This is a genomic window from Undibacterium sp. WLX3042 (genome assembly GCF_049544825.1).
In the GTDB taxonomy this organism is placed as follows: domain Bacteria; phylum Pseudomonadota; class Gammaproteobacteria; order Burkholderiales; family Burkholderiaceae_D; genus Undibacterium.
Genome location: NZ_CP186698.1, coordinates 1,497,612 through 1,514,723, shown reverse-complemented (window position 1 = coordinate 1,514,723; position 17,112 = coordinate 1,497,612). Strand labels below are relative to the sequence as shown.

Here is a 17,112-nt window from a genome sequence, read left to right as displayed (position 1 = left end):
CAAATAAAAAAGGCCCGCAACAAGAAATCGTTGCAGGCCTGAATTGTCGTTGCTTTACCTTGAAAACTGACTACAGCAACTGCGCATTCATGCGATTAGAAATCTGCAGAAAATGTGACGGATGTGAGGCGTGGTGCACCAAGGTAATAGTACACGCCTGCCGCAGCATTTACTTTTGATTGAGAAGATGGGTTGCGATACTTCTCATTAAAGATATTACTGATGCTCAAACGCAAAGTTGGTTTTTTGAGCCAGCTTGTGTTCGGGAATTGATATCCGGCATCAAAACCAACCAAAGTGTATGCGGGTACTTCTTCGTCATTCACCAGAGTTGCTTGCTGTGAACTGGTGTATTTCGTTTTCAGACGTGCATACCAGACAGCTGTTTCATATTGCGCGCTCAAGCCTGCTTTCCATTCAGGTGTCAGAGGCATTTTCTTGCCTGCTGTCGGCTGAGTCAGTGTTTTGCTAACGACCAGATTGTCTTTGATTTCGCTGTTTGCATAACCAACGGAACCGTAGAACGACCAGCCATTGATCGGAGTATTGCCCAGTTCCAGCTCAAAACCTTGAGTTTTGACTTTACCGACATTACTCAGGCTGCTGGTGTTAGAAATCGGGTCATAAGCAGTTGCCTGACGATCGCGGAAATCAACGGAATATACCGTTGCTTGTGCTGTCAGTTTATCGCTCTGATGACGATAACCAATATCAAGGTTATAAGACGTTTCAGCCTTAACATCCACTGGCAATACTGCGGCACCGTTCACAACAGACAGATTAGAGTACACAAAGTTTGGTGGTACCTTCATGTTCTTTGCCAGACTTGCAAAAACCTGATTGTTATTATCGATCTGATAGCGAGCACCCAGTTGTGGCAATACTTCAGAGTATGACTTCTCAATATTATAAGGAGTAGCCCAGCCTTCACTTGCATAGTTAGTGAAGTTACGTTTCATCGTTGGCACACGAACACCAACGTTGACAGAAAGCTTGTCATTCATCAGGCTGATTGTATCTTGTGCAAAAAACTGGTACGCAGTACTGATTGTTTTCCAATCACGGCTCTGGTATGGCGTTCCATCCGGACGAGTGATACGACCATCTTTCAGCCAGATATCAGCCGCATTACCGTTGGCATCTACAGCAACCATAGGGCCAAATTGCTCATGCGTTGCGCGCTCATACCAGAAACCAGCCAATACCTGATGGGTGTCAAACGTATGTGTAACGGAAGCAGTTACACCAGGACGGTTTGTACGCGTGACGCTGCTATTGGCAACAATTACTTTATCCAGTGTATCGCCGTCACCGTTCAGATCAACTGCTGCGGTGCTCTTACCCGTTGCTGGATTCAAGAAAGAAAACTGTGTTTGTTTACCGTTTTTATCAAACAGTGGCCCCTCAGCCATTAACTTCTGTTGGTTACCACCTGTACCGTAGCCATACCAGTAGTAAGGAATAATTTTCACATCCGTGTTTTCACCAATACGCATTTTTCCAGTGACAGAAGCAATCACGTTTTCAAACGGATTCTGTGTCAGCTTGTAGAAAGAGTCTGCGTTTGCCTGACTAGGATCGTTGTCAGCTTTACCTTTGGTCGGTGTCACATGACCAATAAACTTCGTGGAATAGTCATAGTAGTAACCGTTTTTGTTCAGATCAGCCAGGCTGAACGAACTGATATTCTGGTTGATCGCTCGGTTGTACAAAACAACACCGCTGACAGAGTTGAATTTATCAAAGTCTGTACGGAAACCGAAATCGACGTGATCACGTTTCGCGCCGCCTTCGCCTTTCCATTTGTCGGCCTGAGCATGAGAATAAGAAATAAACAGACGGGAACGGTTATCTGACAACATACCGGTGTCGTAACGCAGGTATGTTTTAGACAGATTCAGGCCGCCAACGGTCTGCATTACGCGGAAACGTTTTGTTTTAGACGGATCGCATGTTGTGATACCGAAGTTACCACCGGTCGCACCGATTTGTGGAGAATCAACGTCAGTCGAGCCTTGTGTGACGAACTGTGTGCAGGTATTTTCCTGATCAACAAACTCTTGTGGATACACTGAGAAACTACCGGAATCATTGACAGGTACGCCATTGATTGTCGCACCGATCTGGTCGCTGTTAAAGCCACGCAGAGTCAGGCCACCGCCGAACAGACCAGTTGCGTCGTAGTTATAACTATTGACCGCAGGCATCAGCTCCAGCGCTTCGTACGCGTTACCGGTAGGACGTTGTTTTGCCAGCTCTTCTGCAGTAATTGTACTGCGTGCTTTTGGCGCATTTTCCTGCACCATCAGACCCATACCGACTTTTTTGCCGGTAATAGTCACTTGTGTTGAGCTTGTTTGTTCGTTGCTGACTTCCTGTGCTTGCGCAGTGGAAATGCCCATACATGCCAGTTGGCATGCAATCGCGACCATCGACAAACGTGACGGAAACGCTGAAGGCTTCGTAGATTGTTTCATTGACTGCTCCCGGATCAAATTACGGTAAAAAAAATAAAAATTGCGCTGAATCCTGTTCATCATCTCAAGCATTTAACACCGCTTGATGACATCTCCATCACCACACTTTATCGCCAACCTGCTGGCTTTATAAAAAACTCAAGCTGCAAACCACCACATAAAAAGCCTGCCGGTGAGGCGGGCATGCATTTTTTATGCCTGATTTCAAAAAGCAATCGATTGCTAACGCTAAAAATCATAAATCAGCTGAGACGCAAACGATTGCTCTTGCGAACTTCAAAAAACAGACGCTATATTCTGACGTCTATTTTTGTATAACACTGTTGATTTTTGTGCTGAATGAACAAGAAAAATTCGGATTAATCAGCGGTATATTGATATGTGAAAATAGTCTATCACATAATTTTTTCAACATTACAAAGTGTTACACCCAATTATGAAAGGACGATGACATCTTGGTTTTATATGCATGAAAATGTCACAAATGCACAACAGACGCGCTTTTTTTGGGCAAACATGCGTTCTTTGGGTGAAATTATGCTTGATTTTTATTTGCAGAATATTTTTGAAAGAAATTTTTCTTTCAAAATAGGGCAAACAAGGCTGTGACAAATTGCTTTTGCAGGAAACTAGGGGTAAAAAACTGGCTCAATACCCTTGACGTTCGTCTGATACGGCGCTATCCCATTCAGAGAAATTCCTTTCGCCTTCGCATACAAAGGCATCACTTCCGGCAAATGACGACGAATTTCAGCAATTCTGTTCTGACCGGCGGGATGTGTGGACAGCCATTGCGGCGGTGCACCTTTATTCACCATCCCCATTTTTTGCCAAAGAGCAACACCGGCGCGAGGGTCATAGCCTGCGCGTGCAGCAATATCGAGGCCAACGATATCGGCTTCCGTTTCGTTATCGCGGGAAAATTTCAGCATGGTGACATTCGCGGCGCCACCTGCAATCGAGCCAGCGATATTCGGATCATACCCTTTGGCTCCGGCAAAAATCTCTACCCCTTTGACGAACAGATTGGCCGCACTCGACTTCACCATTCTTTCGGCGCCGTGTTCACGCAAGGCGTGCGCAATTTCGTGTCCCATCACGATCGCAACTTCGTCATCCGTGAGTTTCAGAGTATCCAAAATCCCGGAATAAAACGCGATCTTGCCGCCGGGCATGCAATAAGCATTGATTTGCTTGGACCCCAGCAAATTAATTTCCCACTTCCACTGCTTCGCCCGCTCATTCCATTTCAAAGAATAGGGAATCAGCTTATTGGCAATTGCCCGCAGACGTACTACCTGCGGATGATTATCAGGACCCAGCGCATGCTGCTTTTCCGCCTGTTGCATGGTTTGTGCATATTGCATTGCCGACTGATTTTCGAGTGAACCAACCGGCGCAAGTTTACTTAAAAACGAATTTCCACCAATTTTCACGCCATCTTGCGGAGTGGCATTCTGTGCCAATACCGGGCCTGTTGTCGCGAAAAAAGCAGCAGCCAGAAGTATATGAAGTTTCATAATCTAAGCCAGTGAACAAGTTACCTGAAGAAATGGTACTCATACCCCCGGTTTTAAAGATACGGCAATAAAAAATGCTGTATGTCGCAGAAACCGGGTCATTAAACTACACCTGACGCTTACGCAACCGAAAGACCGCGAGACTGCCGCGTAAGTTGGGCAGGAAGTGCACCGGTTGTCCCTCGTGCAGGGCAACACATTGCATCACTTCCAGACCGACTTCATTGGCCAGATCGGCAAAATCATAAATCGTTGCACAACGGACATTCGGTGTGTCATACCACTGATACGGCAAGGATTTCGATACCGGCATTTTTCCCAGCAATAATGCGGTACGGTGCGGCCAGTAGCCAAAATTCGGAAAAGAGACGATGGCTTCACGACCGACGCGGGCAATATCACGCAACAAAGGTTCCACATGTTTCATCATCTGTAACGACGATAAACACAACACGGTATCAAAAGCATTGTCATCAAACATGCCCAGACCATTTTCCATGTCTTGCTGTATCACATTAACGTGACGCTTCGCGCAGGCCAGCGTTTTGTCGTCCGCGATTTCGATACCGTAGCCACTACATTGCTTATCGGTTTGCAGATAATCAAGCATGACCCCATCGCCGCAGCCTACATCCAGCACTTGTGAACGTGGCTGTATCCAGTCGGCAATAAATGCCAGATCGGGGCGCAACTGGTTTAATTCTGCAAAATTCATGCTGACACTCCTTTCAGTTCTGCCGCAATACGATCGAAATACGCGGCGACCAGATTCAGATAACGGGAATCGTCCAGCAGGAAAGCATCATGTCCGTGCGGCGCATCAATTTCGGCATAACTGACGGTACGTTTATTGCTGATTAAGGCTTTCACAATTTCACGGCTGCGCTCAGGTGCAAAACGCCAGTCGGTGGTGAATGATGCCAGTAAAAACTGTGCTTTGGTTGACGCCAGCGCTTTGGTCAGATCGCCACCGGTATGGCGGGCGGGGTCAAAATAATCCAGCGCTTTGGTGATCAGCAAATAGGTATTGGCATCAAAGTAATCTGAAAATTTATCGCCCTGATAGCGGAGATAAGATTCAATTTCAAAATCGACACCATAGCCAAACTGGTAGTCATCCGACCTCAGATCACGTCCGAATTTTTCGGCCATATCGTCATCCGACAAATACGTGATATGCCCTATCATCCGTGCCACCCGTAAGCCACGGCGCGGAACGACGCCATGTGCATAGAAATCACCACCGTGGAAATCCGGATCGGTCAGTATCGCCTGCCGCGCCACATCATTAAAGGCGATGTTCTGCGCCGACAGTTTGGGGGTCGATGCGATGACCACGCAGTTCCGCAAGCGATCCGGATACAGAATACTCCATGCCAGCGCCTGCATGCCACCCAGTGAGCCACCCATGACCGCAGCAAATTGCTGTATCCCCAGAACATCTGCCAGACGTGCCTGCGCGTTGACCCAGTCCTCTACGGTGACCACAGGAAAATCGGCACCATAGGGTTTGCCCGTAGCAGGGTTCGTATGCATGGGGCCAGTGGAACCGAAACAGGAACCAAGATTATTGACGCCGATGACAAAAAAACGGTTGGTATCCACAGGTTTGCCTGGGCCGACCATGTTGTCCCACCAGCCTATATTCTTGGGCTGGTCGGCGTAGTAACCTGCGACGTGATGAGATGCATTCAAGGCATGACAAATAAGGACGGCATTCGATTTGTCTGCATTTAAGCTGCCGTAGGTTTCTACCATCAAGGTATAACCGGCAATTGATGCACCACTCTGTAAAGACAACGGTGCCTCAAAGTGAAACGCCTGTGGTGTCACAGCACCAACGGATCCAGGTAAGACTGACATACACTCTTCCATCGAGAAAATTCTCGTTCAAAAACTAAGGAAGGCTAAAAGAAGGGCTGAATGTGAAGGAAGGAAAGCTGCATTCAAGCTCGCTTTAGCCGTATTTATTGTCCGGAAGTTTTCCAGACCGCGCCCGCAAGCTGATTTTCAAATCGGCGCCTGTATTTCATTCCAATTCTGATTAAATAGGAGAACAAGGCGCGTGTCCGCAGACAGTGCTTCAGCACGGCAAGGGCACAGCAACGACATTATCGTATTTAATGAGATTCGGATTAAGTTGATAAGGATAACGAACTCCAGTCTCATCGTCAAACCTGTTCCGGATTCAGTGCAGCGTTTTGCCAAGCGCTTCCATATTGCTCAGAGTTTCCTGTATGACAGCAGAATCATAGCTGCGCAGGATCTTTTTCACGTATGGCTGCAAACTCTCAAACCGGGTATTCAGAATCGCCTGTTTAATCTCTGGCAACAAAGCAGCAGGCATGGATAATTCCCGGAACCCCATGCCGACCAATAAACGAGTCAGACGCAGATCACCCGCCATACCGCCACAAATTGACAGGGGAATCCCGGCTTTTTCTGCGGTACTGACGATCATCTGCAACAGCTGCAAAATCGCCGGATGCAAATCATCATACAAATGCGCAACTTCATGATCCGCGCGGTCAATTGCCAGCGTGTACTGAATCAGATCATTCGTGCCGACAGACAAAAAGTCGAGTTTTTTCACAAACATCGGCAACGCCAGCGCCGCTGCAGGAACTTCTATCATCGCTCCAACCGGAATGCTCGCATCAAACTCTTTCTTTTCTGCCGTCAGCTCTTTCTTGGCCTGCACGATCAGTTGCAAGGTCTGCTCAATTTCAAATCCATGCGCCATCATGGGAATCAGAATTTTCACCGGGCCAAATGCAGATGCGCGCAAAATGGCCCGTAATTGCGTCAGAAACAGCTGCGGCTCGGCCAGACAATAGCGTATCGCGCGCAAACCTAAGGCAGGATTGAGAATATTGTGTTCAGCCGCTTCCAGCGGTTTGTCTGCGCCGACGTCTAAGGTGCGGATGGTGACCGGACGGCCTTTCATGCCAAGTACCGCCTTACGATACGCATCAAACTGCTCTTCTTCGCTTGGCAACTGATGCTGTTCGCCACTGCGCTCCATAAACAGGAATTCGGAACGGAACAAGCCAACACCGCTGGCGCCCGCCTCAAGCGCCGATGCGGTATCGCCTGGTAACTCGATGTTTGCCAGCAGGGTGATTTCAACACCGTCCTGCGTCACCGCCGGTGTTTTTTTGAGCTTGGAAAGTTTTTTTCGTTGTTTAAGCAGCTGCGCCTGGCGTTCACGGTATTGTTCCAGCACCATCGTCGGCGGCGCAACGATGACCACGCCGGCATCGCTGTCAATGATCAGCCAGTCGTCCTGCTCTATTAGTTGCGACGCGTTCCCCATGCCGACAACAGCGGGAATACCCAGACTGCGTGAAACGATGGCGGTATGCGAATTCTGCCCGCCTTCATCGGTGACGAATCCTGTGAAGGCGACATCGCGGAACTGCATCATATCTGCCGGAGAAATGTCTCTGGCGACCACCACCATGTTAGCGGTGCGTTCATCAATACCGTCGGAAGAAAGAACCTGACTTGAAGAGCCGGTCAGCACTTTCAACACCCGCTCGGCAACCTGCTGAATATCGGCTTTGCGTTCGCGCAGATAATCGTCTTCAATTTCATCGAACTGCGCCGACAGTTCCTCGACCTGCGTCACAAGTGCCCATTCGGCGTTGTAGTGACGAGTACGGATGATATCGAGCGGTGCTTCCGACACCATGGGGTCGGATAAAATCAGGGCATGGACATCGAGAAATGCTCCGAGCTCAGTCGGTGCATCCTGTGGCAATTCTGCCCAGATCTCCTGTAACTCGACGTGAACTTGCGCAATTGCGTCTTGCAGGCGCTGCACTTCCGCTTCAATTAATTCCTGCGCAACCAGATAGTGTTTCACATCCAGCGCGGCCGGACGCAGCAAATGCGCACGCCCTATCGCGATTCCGCGTGAAACCGGGATACCTTGCAATGTAAATGATGCCATGCCTTGTCCCTAATGTTCTAGATTGCCTTCATCCACTACGCCGGCAGGCAAATGAATGAAGACGACAACGCTGCAAGACCATCGCACCCGGAACGCTGCTTATGGTCTGAGCGGAAAGACCCTTTTACTCGCCTTCACCAAATTTGTCGTTGATGAGGCCGACGATTGCGTCAAAGCATTCCTGCTCATCGGCACCATCGGTTTCCAGCATGATTTTGCTACCCTTGCCCGCTGCCAGCATCATCACACCCATGATGGATTTGCCATTGACACGACGACCATTGCGGGTCACCCAGACTTCACTCTTGAATTTACTTGCCAGTTGCGTAAATTTGGCCGATGCACGCGCATGCAGACCAAGTTTGTTCACAATTTCAATTTCTTGTTGGATCATGCTGTACTTTCAACTCTCTGATTCTCTGATTAATTCGGTGCCAGCCGGATACGGTTATCTATCCGCAGCGCGCCATTCTGTCCTCCTGCCAGCGCCATTTCGACGACCACATCCAGTGTGTCATTACGGTAAGTAATCGCCCGCAACAACATCGGCAGGCTGATACCGGCAATGGTGGCGACCTGATCCGGCTCGCCGAGCTGGCGACAGCAGTTCGATGGCGTTCCCCCAACGATATCCGTCATCACCAGCACGCCGGAACCGTCATTGAGACGCTCAACCGCTGCCAGCGCCAGACGGTGAACATCGTCCGTGTCCTGGTCGGCAATGACATCTATCGCCTCCAGACGTTCAGGCATACCGCGGAAAACATGTGCTGCCGCCTGGATAAATGCCGAGCCTAAAGGCGCGTGAGTCATTAACAGTATTCCAACCATAATTTCTCAAAATAGAGGGAGTATGTGCCAATTTACACTTAATCCCTATGATTTTATAAGGGGGTTACAACATACCCCGGGGAGTATATTAATGCCCGGAAACTGCCGTTTCAAGCGCATCGATAAACATCGCAGCCACATCCACGCCTTTTTGCTGCGTAATTTCCTGGAAACAGGTTGGGCTGGTCACGTTGACCTCGGTCAGGCAATCGCCAATCACGTCTAATCCTACCAGCAACAAGCCTCTTTGATAAAGCTGCGGCGCCAAAGTCTGCGCAATCTCAAGATCGCGTGCCGACAATTCCTGCGCCACGCCAACCCCACCCGCGGCCAGATTGCCACGCACTTCGCCATTTTGCGGGATCCGCGCCAGCGCATAGGGCACGACCTTGCCACCGATGAGCAAAATACGTTTGTCACCATTGACGATCTCGGGGATATAACGCTGGATCATGATGGTACGGCTGCCGTTGAGCGTCAGGGTTTCGATCACGGAGCCCAGATTCATGCCGTCGGCACGAATCCGGAAAATGCCGGCACCACCCATGCCATCAAGCGGCTTCAGAATGATGTCCTGATGTTCGCGGTGAAAAGCACGGATACGCTGCTCATCGCGCGTCACCAGCGTCGGTGCGGTGAACTGACTGAATTGCGCAATGCTCAGTTTTTCGTTGTGATTACGTATCGCCGCCGGCTTATTGAAAACGCGTGCGCGCTGCTGTTCTGCCATTTCCAGCAAATAGGTCGCGTAGATATATTCCATATCAAACGGCGGGTCTTTGCGTTGCAATACCGCGTCAAAGGCGCTCAGCGGCAACGCTTCCGGCGCATCAGCGCGATACCAGTCTTCGCTGTCACCGGTCAGCGTGATTTTGCTGATGCTGGCAATGACTTTGCCACCTTCCAGTGCCATGTCTGACGGACCGAACGCATACACCGTATAACCACGTCTGACTGCTTCGCGCATCATCGCGAAAGTGGAATCTTTATAAGTCTTGAATTGCGACAGCGGGTCAGTCAGAAAGGCGATTTTCATGATAATTTTTTTGAAAATGACGGTACACCGGGAGTAAGCCGGCATGCCGGTTAATAAACTTCAGGATCAGGATCCGTTTTTTCCAGTTCCAGTGAGGCAGCCAGTAATGCCAGCCGCGCCACCACACCATACATGTAAAAACGATTCGGCGCTGCCGTGCCGGGTTTTGCCTTCATATCCGGCACCGCATGTTGCTGCGCAAATGCCAGCGGCACAAACTGCATTCCCGGGGCGTTCAGGTTTTCGTCAGTGCCGCGCTCTTCATTCACACGGTAAAAGCCGCCGACGACATAGCGATCGATCATATAAACGACCGGTTCAGCGACGGAATCTTTGATCTGCTCAAAGGTGTAAACCCCCTCCTGCACGATCACATCCGTCACGGCAATCCCGTCTTTATTGACGGACATTTTGTTGCGCTGTTTACGGTTCAGCTCACGCACTTCGTCGGAATGATGCACCGTCATGATGCCCATGCCATAGGTTCCGGCATCCGCCTTGACGATCACGAACGGTTTTTCTTTAATGCCGTACTCTTTGTATTTCTTACGGATTTTCGCCAGTATCGTATCGACCGCGGCCACCAGCGCATCTTCCCCTGTGCCATCGTCAAAATTAATGCCGTTGACTTTGGTGAAAAACGGATTAAGCATCCACGGGTCAATATCGACCAGCTTGGCAAATTTTTTCACGACTTCATCATACGATGAAAAATGATTGCTCTTGCGGCGCACAGACCAGCCCGCATGCAATGGCGGCAACAGCGTCTGTTCATTCAGTTCTTCGAGTATGGCCGGTATGCCTGCCGACAAATCGTTATTGAGAACAATCGTACAGGGATCAAAATTTTTCAGCACCAGACGTCGGCCATTTTCCGAACGCTCCAGCGGTTCAAGTATCAGCTGACTACCATCCGGCAGATCAATCGGCGTCGGCTCGGTGATGTCGGCTGATAAAGAACCGAGGCGCACGTTCAGACCAGTCTGACGGAAAATCTGCATCAGGCGGGCAATGTTTTGCAGATAAAAGGGATGACGTGTATTGGTTTCCGGGATCAGCAGCAGGTTTTTAGCATCCGGGCAATATTTCTCTATCGCCGCCATCGCTGCCTGCACGGACAAGGGTAACATTTCTGTCGCCAGATTATTGAAGCCACCGGGGAACAGATTGGTATCCACGGGCGCTAATTTAAACCCCGCATTGCGTAAATCGACGGAACAATAAAATGGCGGAGTGTGTTCCTGCCACTCGAGGCGGAACCAGCGCTCAATGGCAGGCGTAGCCTCCAGAATTTTCTTTTCGAGATCGTGCAGTGGCCCGTTGAGAGCCGTGACAAGATGCGGAACCATAGTGACCTTTTTGATAAGCTGCCTGAGTCACCGGCAACTTTCGCCAATATCAGGGCAGCGTGCCGGCTTTTTTTAAGACTCTCTTAGCTTGGGATGAAACGAAAAGAATCAAGTCAAGCCTGTGAATATCCCTACGGAATTCAGGATGATTTTGTCAGCAGGCTGAAATGTTCGACGGTTGGTGGCGCCGCAAAAAACGGACCGACAATCGCGCGCCATTGCAAAAAGGCAGGCGACTCACGGAAGTCAACGGTGTGATTTTCCAGTGTTTCCCAAAAAATCATGAGGACATAGCGTTCCGGTGACTCTATTCCCTTATTCACTTTAAAACCGCGGAAACCTTTGGCTTTAGAGATGACTTCATCCAGCCCGCGCTGAATCGCGGCGTCAAATTGTTCTTGTTGTCCTGGATGAATACGGATGTCGGCAAGTTCGAGAATCATGTTTGGCTCTTTAAAATGGAATGTCTGAAATATCTGTTGCGTGTTCTATTATGGCACCAATCGGGCGTAAATCAGACCAGCCCCCGCTCACTCAATTCCCGCTTCACATAGGCGTAAAACACTGGCGCAGCGACCACACCCGGCACCCCGAACAGGGTTTCCATCACCAGTATGGCCGTCAGCAGCTCCCAGGCCCGCGCATTGACTTGCTCTCCGATGATGCGGGCATTGAGGAAATATTCAGCTTTATGAATCACGATCATAAAAACCAGCGAAGCAATTGCCATATTCAGCGAGTGCGATAAAGCAACAATCACGATCACAGAATTAGAAATGATATTGCCGGCAACAGGAATCAGACCTGCCAGAAAAGTAATCGCAATCATGGTTTTGGTCAGTGGCAGATGCACACCGGCTAACGGAAGAATGACGAGCAGATAAATCGCTGTCAATACGGTGTTGATCAGAGAGATTTTGAATTGCGCAAAGACGATTTTATGGAAAATCTGCGCAAAGACGGCAACGCGCTGATGTAAGGCAGCAGCAAACGGTTTGTGGTTAGTGTCGCCACTGGCATCGCGCAAGGCTACCATGCTGCCGATAACCATCCCCAGCAATAAATGTACGATCAGGTGGCCTGCTTCCGGCACCAGCAACTTTGCTTCCCCCGCGTGCTCCCGCAACCAGTGTGTGATCATCGTCTGTAACGCATCAACATCTTCCGGAATATTGGCACTCATCCACTGCGGTACCTGGCTGCGCGATGATTCCAGAATATCAGCCAGTCTTTGCAGCAGATTATGCAAATTCCCTGCATCACTGCGCAAAAACACATGACAACCCCAGGTTGCTAAAAGCAAACTGATGATTAAAATGGCAGACAATAAAGCCACTGCAATCATGCGCGGCTGTCGATGACTGAGCCTGTGTGCAATCATTGGTGTCAGCATGTGTACCAGCGAGTACACCAGCAAGCCGGAAAATAAGGCTAGCAATAAGCCCGCTTTCAACACTAAAAATAAACCGACTGCCGCCACGATATACGATGCATACACTGAAGCACTTAGTTTGGGAGTTACCATCACGCGAGTTCCTTTTTATAAGAGATGGCCAGTTGCCATCATCAACATCAGACAGTGATCAGCCCCGTGAGTCAGACAACCAACAACCTGATGCTGTTACAGCCACAATACGCGCACATTTAACCATAATGCAGGCAAATACATCGACGGTAAAAACAGGGATATTTGATCGGCGTTGATTATCAGCCCGGCGACATCCTTTGCAGCGGCGGCACAGGCGATCTGGCGAGTAGCGGCAGTCTGTGGCAAAGTTCAGAAACATGGCTGAAACATAGATTTACATCTTTCTTGTCGTCCGTATCGGAACCTGAAGCGTTAAATGAGGACTAAACTGAATTGATGGTCACTTGCATCGAGGTAAATATGACATTCACACAGAAACAACTCTCCGCTGCCGCTGCTGTGCTGGCGCTCACCAGCGTCGGTTCGATCGCACAGGCTGCAGATTTTGAGGATTATGCACGCGTCATCAACGTCACCCCACAAGTCGAGCAAGTCAATATGCCGCGTCAGGAATGCCGGACTGAATACGAGACTATCCAGCGTCCGCAAGAACGCAGTAATTCGGGCGGCATCATTGGTGGTATCGCCGGCGGTCTGCTCGGCAGTCAGGTTGGTGGCGGTAATGGCCGGATCGCAGCAGCAGCAGCTGGTGCGCTGACCGGCGCTATCGTCGGCGACCGTATGGACAATAATGGCTACAATGGTCAGCAAGGCTACGATAGTCGTCCGGTTCGTCAATGCAGAACCGTTGACAACTGGCAGACCCGCAACAACGGCTATGCGGTCACTTATGAGTACAACGGCCGCACTTATACCTCGGTCATGCCTTATGATCCGGGTTCACGTCTGCGCTTACATGTTTCGCTGACACCTCGTCCTTAAGAATTGATCAGAAACGGCTAAATACCGTTGCTTGAATACAAAATGCCGCTAAATGCGGCATTTTTTTCGTCTTCATTTCCACATGGAAAGTATTTTCCGGCGCATATCCGGCCGAAATCACATGGGTTTATAGTATGATCACGGCCAAACTTTACGCATACGCTCCGTCTCCAGTCCATGAAAAACATGTTAAAAAAATACGGTCTGCTGGTATGGCTTTCTCTGTTACTGATTGCCGGTTTTGTCTTCACCACCGTTGCCGGCTACATCGTCTCGCGCGATACGATACAACAGGGGATATCTGAACAGACCCTGCCTATCACCGGGGATAATGTTTATTCGGAGATTCAAAAAGACATACTGCGGCCGGTATTCGTGTCTTCACAGATGGCTCACGACACTTTTGTCCGCGACTGGATCATCAACGGCGAAGATGATCAGGAACAGATCACCAAATATCTGAAAGAAATCAAACTCAAAAATAAAGCGATCTCCAGTTTTCTGATTTCAGATAAATCCCGCAACTATTATTACGCTGACGGTTTGTTAAAGCAGGTCAAAGAAGGCGAACCGCGTGATGCCTGGTTTTTCCGTGTGAAAAATCTCAAATCTTCCTACGAAACCAATGTCGATCTGGATCTCGCCAACCACGATGCAGTCACGATCTTCGTCAACTACCGGATTTTTGATTACCAGGGACAATTTATCGGCGCTACCGGCATAGGACTGACGCTCAATACTCTCAAGCATCTGATTGACAGCTACCAGAAACGCTTTGATCGCCAGATTTACTTTGCTGACAGGCAAGGCAGAATCACTCTGGCTGGCAGTAACTTCAGCAAACAAGGCGAAAATATTCAGACCATCAATGGCATAGGCAGCATCTCTGCGAAAATTCTGGCGAATCACAGCAGCGAATCCATGCACCTGGACTATCAGGGCAGTAACGGCATGGTGCTCGTCAACTCACGCTATATTCCTGAGCTGGGCTGGCATTTACTGGTAGAACAGGATGCCAGTTCCGGCATGCAACCCGTGCACAATGTTTTCTTGCTCAATATTGGTCTCAGCGCTGCCATCACGATTCTGATCATGGTGATGGTGCTGCTCACTGTGCGCCGCTACCAGAAACGCCTGGAAAAATGTGCATCGACGGATTCCCTGACAAATCTGCTGAATCGGCATGCTTTTGATTTCGTCTTTCAGCAAAGCCTGCTCGACAGCGAGCGCACACGCCAGCCTCTGTGTGCGATTCTGCTGGATATTGATTTCTTCAAAAAAATTAACGACAAACACGGTCATCTGATCGGTGATCACGTCCTCAAAGAAATCGCTGCAATCGCTAAACGTTCTTTACGGGAAAGTGACGTTATCTGCCGCTGGGGTGGCGAAGAGTTCCTGATTTTGCTGAAAAACTGTACGCTGGAAAAAGCAACTTCCATCGCTGAAACCTTACGTAACACCATTGCCAATAACGATTTTTCACGCACGACCGACCTCACCCGCACACCACTGTCTGTCACAGTCAGCATGGGTGTCGCAGAATGCCGGACCAGCGAAACCGAGGATAGCGTATTTGAACGCGCGGATCAGGCTTTGTATCAGGCCAAAGCCAACGGACGGAACAGTGTTTATTTTTCTGAATGATGTTTGCGGGTCGCTAATTCAACGGTGGGAGTGACAAACGCCTGATACAACTCTCCCGCCGCCTGATCCCACTGAGAAACGACCGCCTGCTGCCGGCTGACCGTTGTCATATCGCCGCGCGCGATCGGCCCGGTCAGTGCCGCGGGTGCTCCGAGCTGAAATACATTCTCCAGTGACTGACGTGCCAGCGGCTTCGCCATTGCCCGCGCCAGTTCAGGTGGAATCCCAGCCGACTGATAAGCACGCAATGCAACGTCCATCAGACTCACCAGATAATTGCTGGCAAACACCGAACCTGCGTGATACAACAATTTCGATTCAGCGCTGATCTCAACCGTTTGCGCACCGATGGCCTGCATCGCCGGCAATAATACGTCCAGCGCCCGGCGATCACCTTCGAGACTGCATATGGTTCCGGAAAAATGACCCGCTACTGCTTGCGGATCTGCGAAGCTGCGTACCGGATGCACGCTGGCCACAGCAGCGCCGGTTGCTGCTGCAGCAGCGAGCTCGTTTGATGCCTTCGAGCCGCTGCAATGAAACACGATAGTATGTTCATTGATCAGTCCTCGTTCACTTAAAGCATTGCAAACATCGGAAATATGATCATCGCCGACCGCCAGCATCCAGACATCTGCCGCAACTAATTCCTGCCAGTTGGCAAGTGCAGCACCGGCACCAATAAACGTCCGGGCAGCCTGGGCGCTGGCAGATGTCCGGTTCAATATCTGTGTGACAGAAAATACGTTCTGTTGCTGAAAGCAGCGCCCAAATACCTGACCGACTTTGCCGGCACCGACTATCGCCATCGTCTTCATGCGACCACCGGTTCAGGATAACGCCGCAAACCTTCCAGATTCAGTATCGTGATGCCGCCATAATCAACGGACAGCAATTGCTTCTTTTCGAGCAGTTGCAAAGCCTGATTCGCTCTTTGCCGCGACACACTGGAAATATAGCCAATCTCCTCCTGCGATATCTGCAATTGCATACTGCTGCCGGGATTCAGATAAGGATGAAACATCGCCGCCAGACAACGCGCGACGCGGGTATCAGGATCAAGCATGCGATCATATTCCACCAGAGAAATAAACAAGCCCAGCCGTTCGTTCAACTGATGCAAAAGAAAGCGATTGAATGGAATGCTGTTATCCAGCAAAAACGTGAAGGTGCTGCGCGGCATGTACGCGACGCGGGTATCACGCAAGGCAACGACGTCGTAACGGCGCGGTTCAGTTTTTAATAAGGAACCCTCGCCGAACCAGCCGCCCGCCAGCATACAACTGAAGGTGACCGTTTTTCCTTCCGGCGAAATACTGCTCATTTTCAGAAAGCCGTCGAGCACGCCCATCCAATGATCGACAGGATCGCCTTTACGGCAAACATAACCACCGGCCGGAATAAAGCGCTCCACCACCTCTTCCTCGACTTTTTGCATGTGATCCGGCGCCAGCATGTGCGCCCACATTGTCTTTGCCAAGCCTTGTTTCAGTTCACTTTTTATATTCGCCATATTTGTGCAACGCACCACCGAAAGTTGGTTCATTCCGTCAGATTGTCAGTCAAACGACAGCCGCAGCTGATACAAGCAACTAGTATCTGATCAACAAAAATAATTATTCAGGATCGACAGATTATCATCCGGCCTCAATACACCGACCGCCGGAATACATGACCGTCATCCTGATGGAGACATTGTAAGCGAGCTGACACATAATCCAGCCACTTAAACACCGTTTCGATTTACGTATTCAACGGTAACGACAATGCCATCCAGCTTGCAGTAGCCACAGATAACAACCGCAGTAAGTCTGATGTAAGACGCAGTACAGAAACTCATAAAAAAAGAAGCAATCATACTGGCTGCTTGAACGATCAGAGTATCGT

16 protein-coding genes are annotated in these 17,112 nt (G+C 49.7%); 3 read left to right on the top strand and 13 right to left on the bottom strand.

The window, feature by feature from the left end:
* Positions 1–95: 95 nt before the first annotated feature.
* On the bottom strand, positions 96–2,477 hold the full coding sequence (locus ACPAOP_RS06815; RefSeq protein ID WP_423709754.1) for a TonB-dependent receptor: 2,382 nt from the start codon (positions 2,475–2,477) through the stop codon (positions 96–98).
* Between the two features lie 447 nt (positions 2,478–2,924).
* Here ACPAOP_RS06815 and ACPAOP_RS06810 point away from each other — a divergent pair, with 447 nt between their 5' ends.
* Positions 2,925–3,086, top strand: a complete 162-nt coding sequence (locus tag ACPAOP_RS06810; RefSeq protein WP_423678917.1) for a hypothetical protein — start codon at positions 2,925–2,927, stop codon at positions 3,084–3,086.
* Positions 3,087–3,106: 20 nt separating this feature from the next.
* On the opposite strand, the gene ACPAOP_RS06805 is transcribed toward ACPAOP_RS06810, so the two are convergent.
* From ACPAOP_RS06805 to ACPAOP_RS06760, 10 genes are all read right to left on the bottom strand, one after another.
* Positions 3,107–3,997 carry a M48 family metallopeptidase gene (locus ACPAOP_RS06805; RefSeq protein ID WP_423709753.1) on the bottom strand — a complete coding sequence of 297 codons (891 nt, stop codon included), beginning with the start codon at positions 3,995–3,997 and terminating at the stop codon, positions 3,107–3,109.
* Positions 3,998–4,103: 106 nt separating this feature from the next.
* Positions 4,104–4,712 (bottom strand): methionine biosynthesis protein MetW, encoded by a 609-nt coding sequence (gene metW, locus ACPAOP_RS06800; RefSeq protein WP_423709752.1) that lies wholly within the window; start codon positions 4,710–4,712, stop codon positions 4,104–4,106.
* The gene (metX, locus tag ACPAOP_RS06795; protein ID WP_423678914.1) at positions 4,709–5,860 is read right to left on the bottom strand and encodes a homoserine O-succinyltransferase MetX; all 1,152 of its coding nucleotides are present in this window, start codon (positions 5,858–5,860) and stop codon (positions 4,709–4,711) included. The genes metW and metX overlap by 4 nt, the downstream gene beginning before the upstream one ends.
* A gap of 325 nt (positions 5,861–6,185) precedes the next feature.
* Positions 6,186–7,952, bottom strand: a complete 1,767-nt coding sequence (gene ptsP, locus ACPAOP_RS06790) for a phosphoenolpyruvate--protein phosphotransferase (protein WP_423678913.1) — start codon at positions 7,950–7,952, stop codon at positions 6,186–6,188.
* A gap of 124 nt (positions 7,953–8,076) precedes the next feature.
* Entirely contained in the window at positions 8,077–8,346 is a 270-nt protein-coding gene (locus ACPAOP_RS06785) for an HPr family phosphocarrier protein (protein ID WP_423678912.1), read from the bottom strand.
* Positions 8,347–8,375: 29 nt separating this feature from the next.
* Complete coding sequence (locus ACPAOP_RS06780) at positions 8,376–8,783, bottom strand: PTS sugar transporter subunit IIA (RefSeq protein ID WP_423678911.1); 408 nt, start codon at positions 8,781–8,783, stop codon at positions 8,376–8,378.
* A gap of 88 nt (positions 8,784–8,871) precedes the next feature.
* On the bottom strand, positions 8,872–9,819 hold the full coding sequence (gshB, locus tag ACPAOP_RS06775; RefSeq protein ID WP_423709751.1) for a glutathione synthase: 948 nt from the start codon (positions 9,817–9,819) through the stop codon (positions 8,872–8,874).
* 50 nt (positions 9,820–9,869) lie between these two features.
* A complete protein-coding gene (gene gshA / locus ACPAOP_RS06770) occupies positions 9,870–11,168 on the bottom strand; it encodes a glutamate--cysteine ligase (RefSeq protein WP_423678909.1) in 1,299 nt (432 codons plus the stop codon).
* Positions 11,169–11,308: 140 nt separating this feature from the next.
* Positions 11,309–11,611, bottom strand: a complete 303-nt coding sequence (locus tag ACPAOP_RS06765) for an antibiotic biosynthesis monooxygenase family protein (protein WP_423678908.1) — start codon at positions 11,609–11,611, stop codon at positions 11,309–11,311.
* A gap of 71 nt (positions 11,612–11,682) precedes the next feature.
* Positions 11,683–12,693: an AI-2E family transporter gene (locus ACPAOP_RS06760; protein WP_423678907.1), complete on the bottom strand. Its 1,011-nt coding sequence runs from the start codon at positions 12,691–12,693 to the stop codon at positions 11,683–11,685.
* A 363-nt stretch (positions 12,694–13,056) separates the two neighbouring features.
* Here ACPAOP_RS06760 and ACPAOP_RS06755 point away from each other — a divergent pair, with 363 nt between their 5' ends.
* On the top strand, positions 13,057–13,578 hold the full coding sequence (locus tag ACPAOP_RS06755; RefSeq protein WP_423678906.1) for a glycine zipper 2TM domain-containing protein: 522 nt from the start codon (positions 13,057–13,059) through the stop codon (positions 13,576–13,578).
* Positions 13,579–13,764: 186 nt separating this feature from the next.
* Positions 13,765–15,225, top strand: coding sequence for a sensor domain-containing diguanylate cyclase (locus tag ACPAOP_RS06750; RefSeq protein ID WP_423709750.1), 1,461 nt, complete (start codon positions 13,765–13,767; stop codon positions 15,223–15,225).
* Here ACPAOP_RS06750 and ACPAOP_RS06745 read toward each other — a convergent pair.
* A complete protein-coding gene (locus tag ACPAOP_RS06745; RefSeq protein WP_423709749.1) occupies positions 15,210–16,043 on the bottom strand; it encodes a Rossmann-like and DUF2520 domain-containing protein in 834 nt (277 codons plus the stop codon). The genes ACPAOP_RS06750 and ACPAOP_RS06745 overlap by 16 nt on opposite strands.
* A complete protein-coding gene (locus tag ACPAOP_RS06740) occupies positions 16,040–16,693 on the bottom strand; it encodes a Crp/Fnr family transcriptional regulator (RefSeq protein ID WP_423682289.1) in 654 nt (217 codons plus the stop codon). The genes ACPAOP_RS06745 and ACPAOP_RS06740 overlap by 4 nt, the downstream gene beginning before the upstream one ends.
* Positions 16,694–17,112 lie beyond the last annotated feature (419 nt).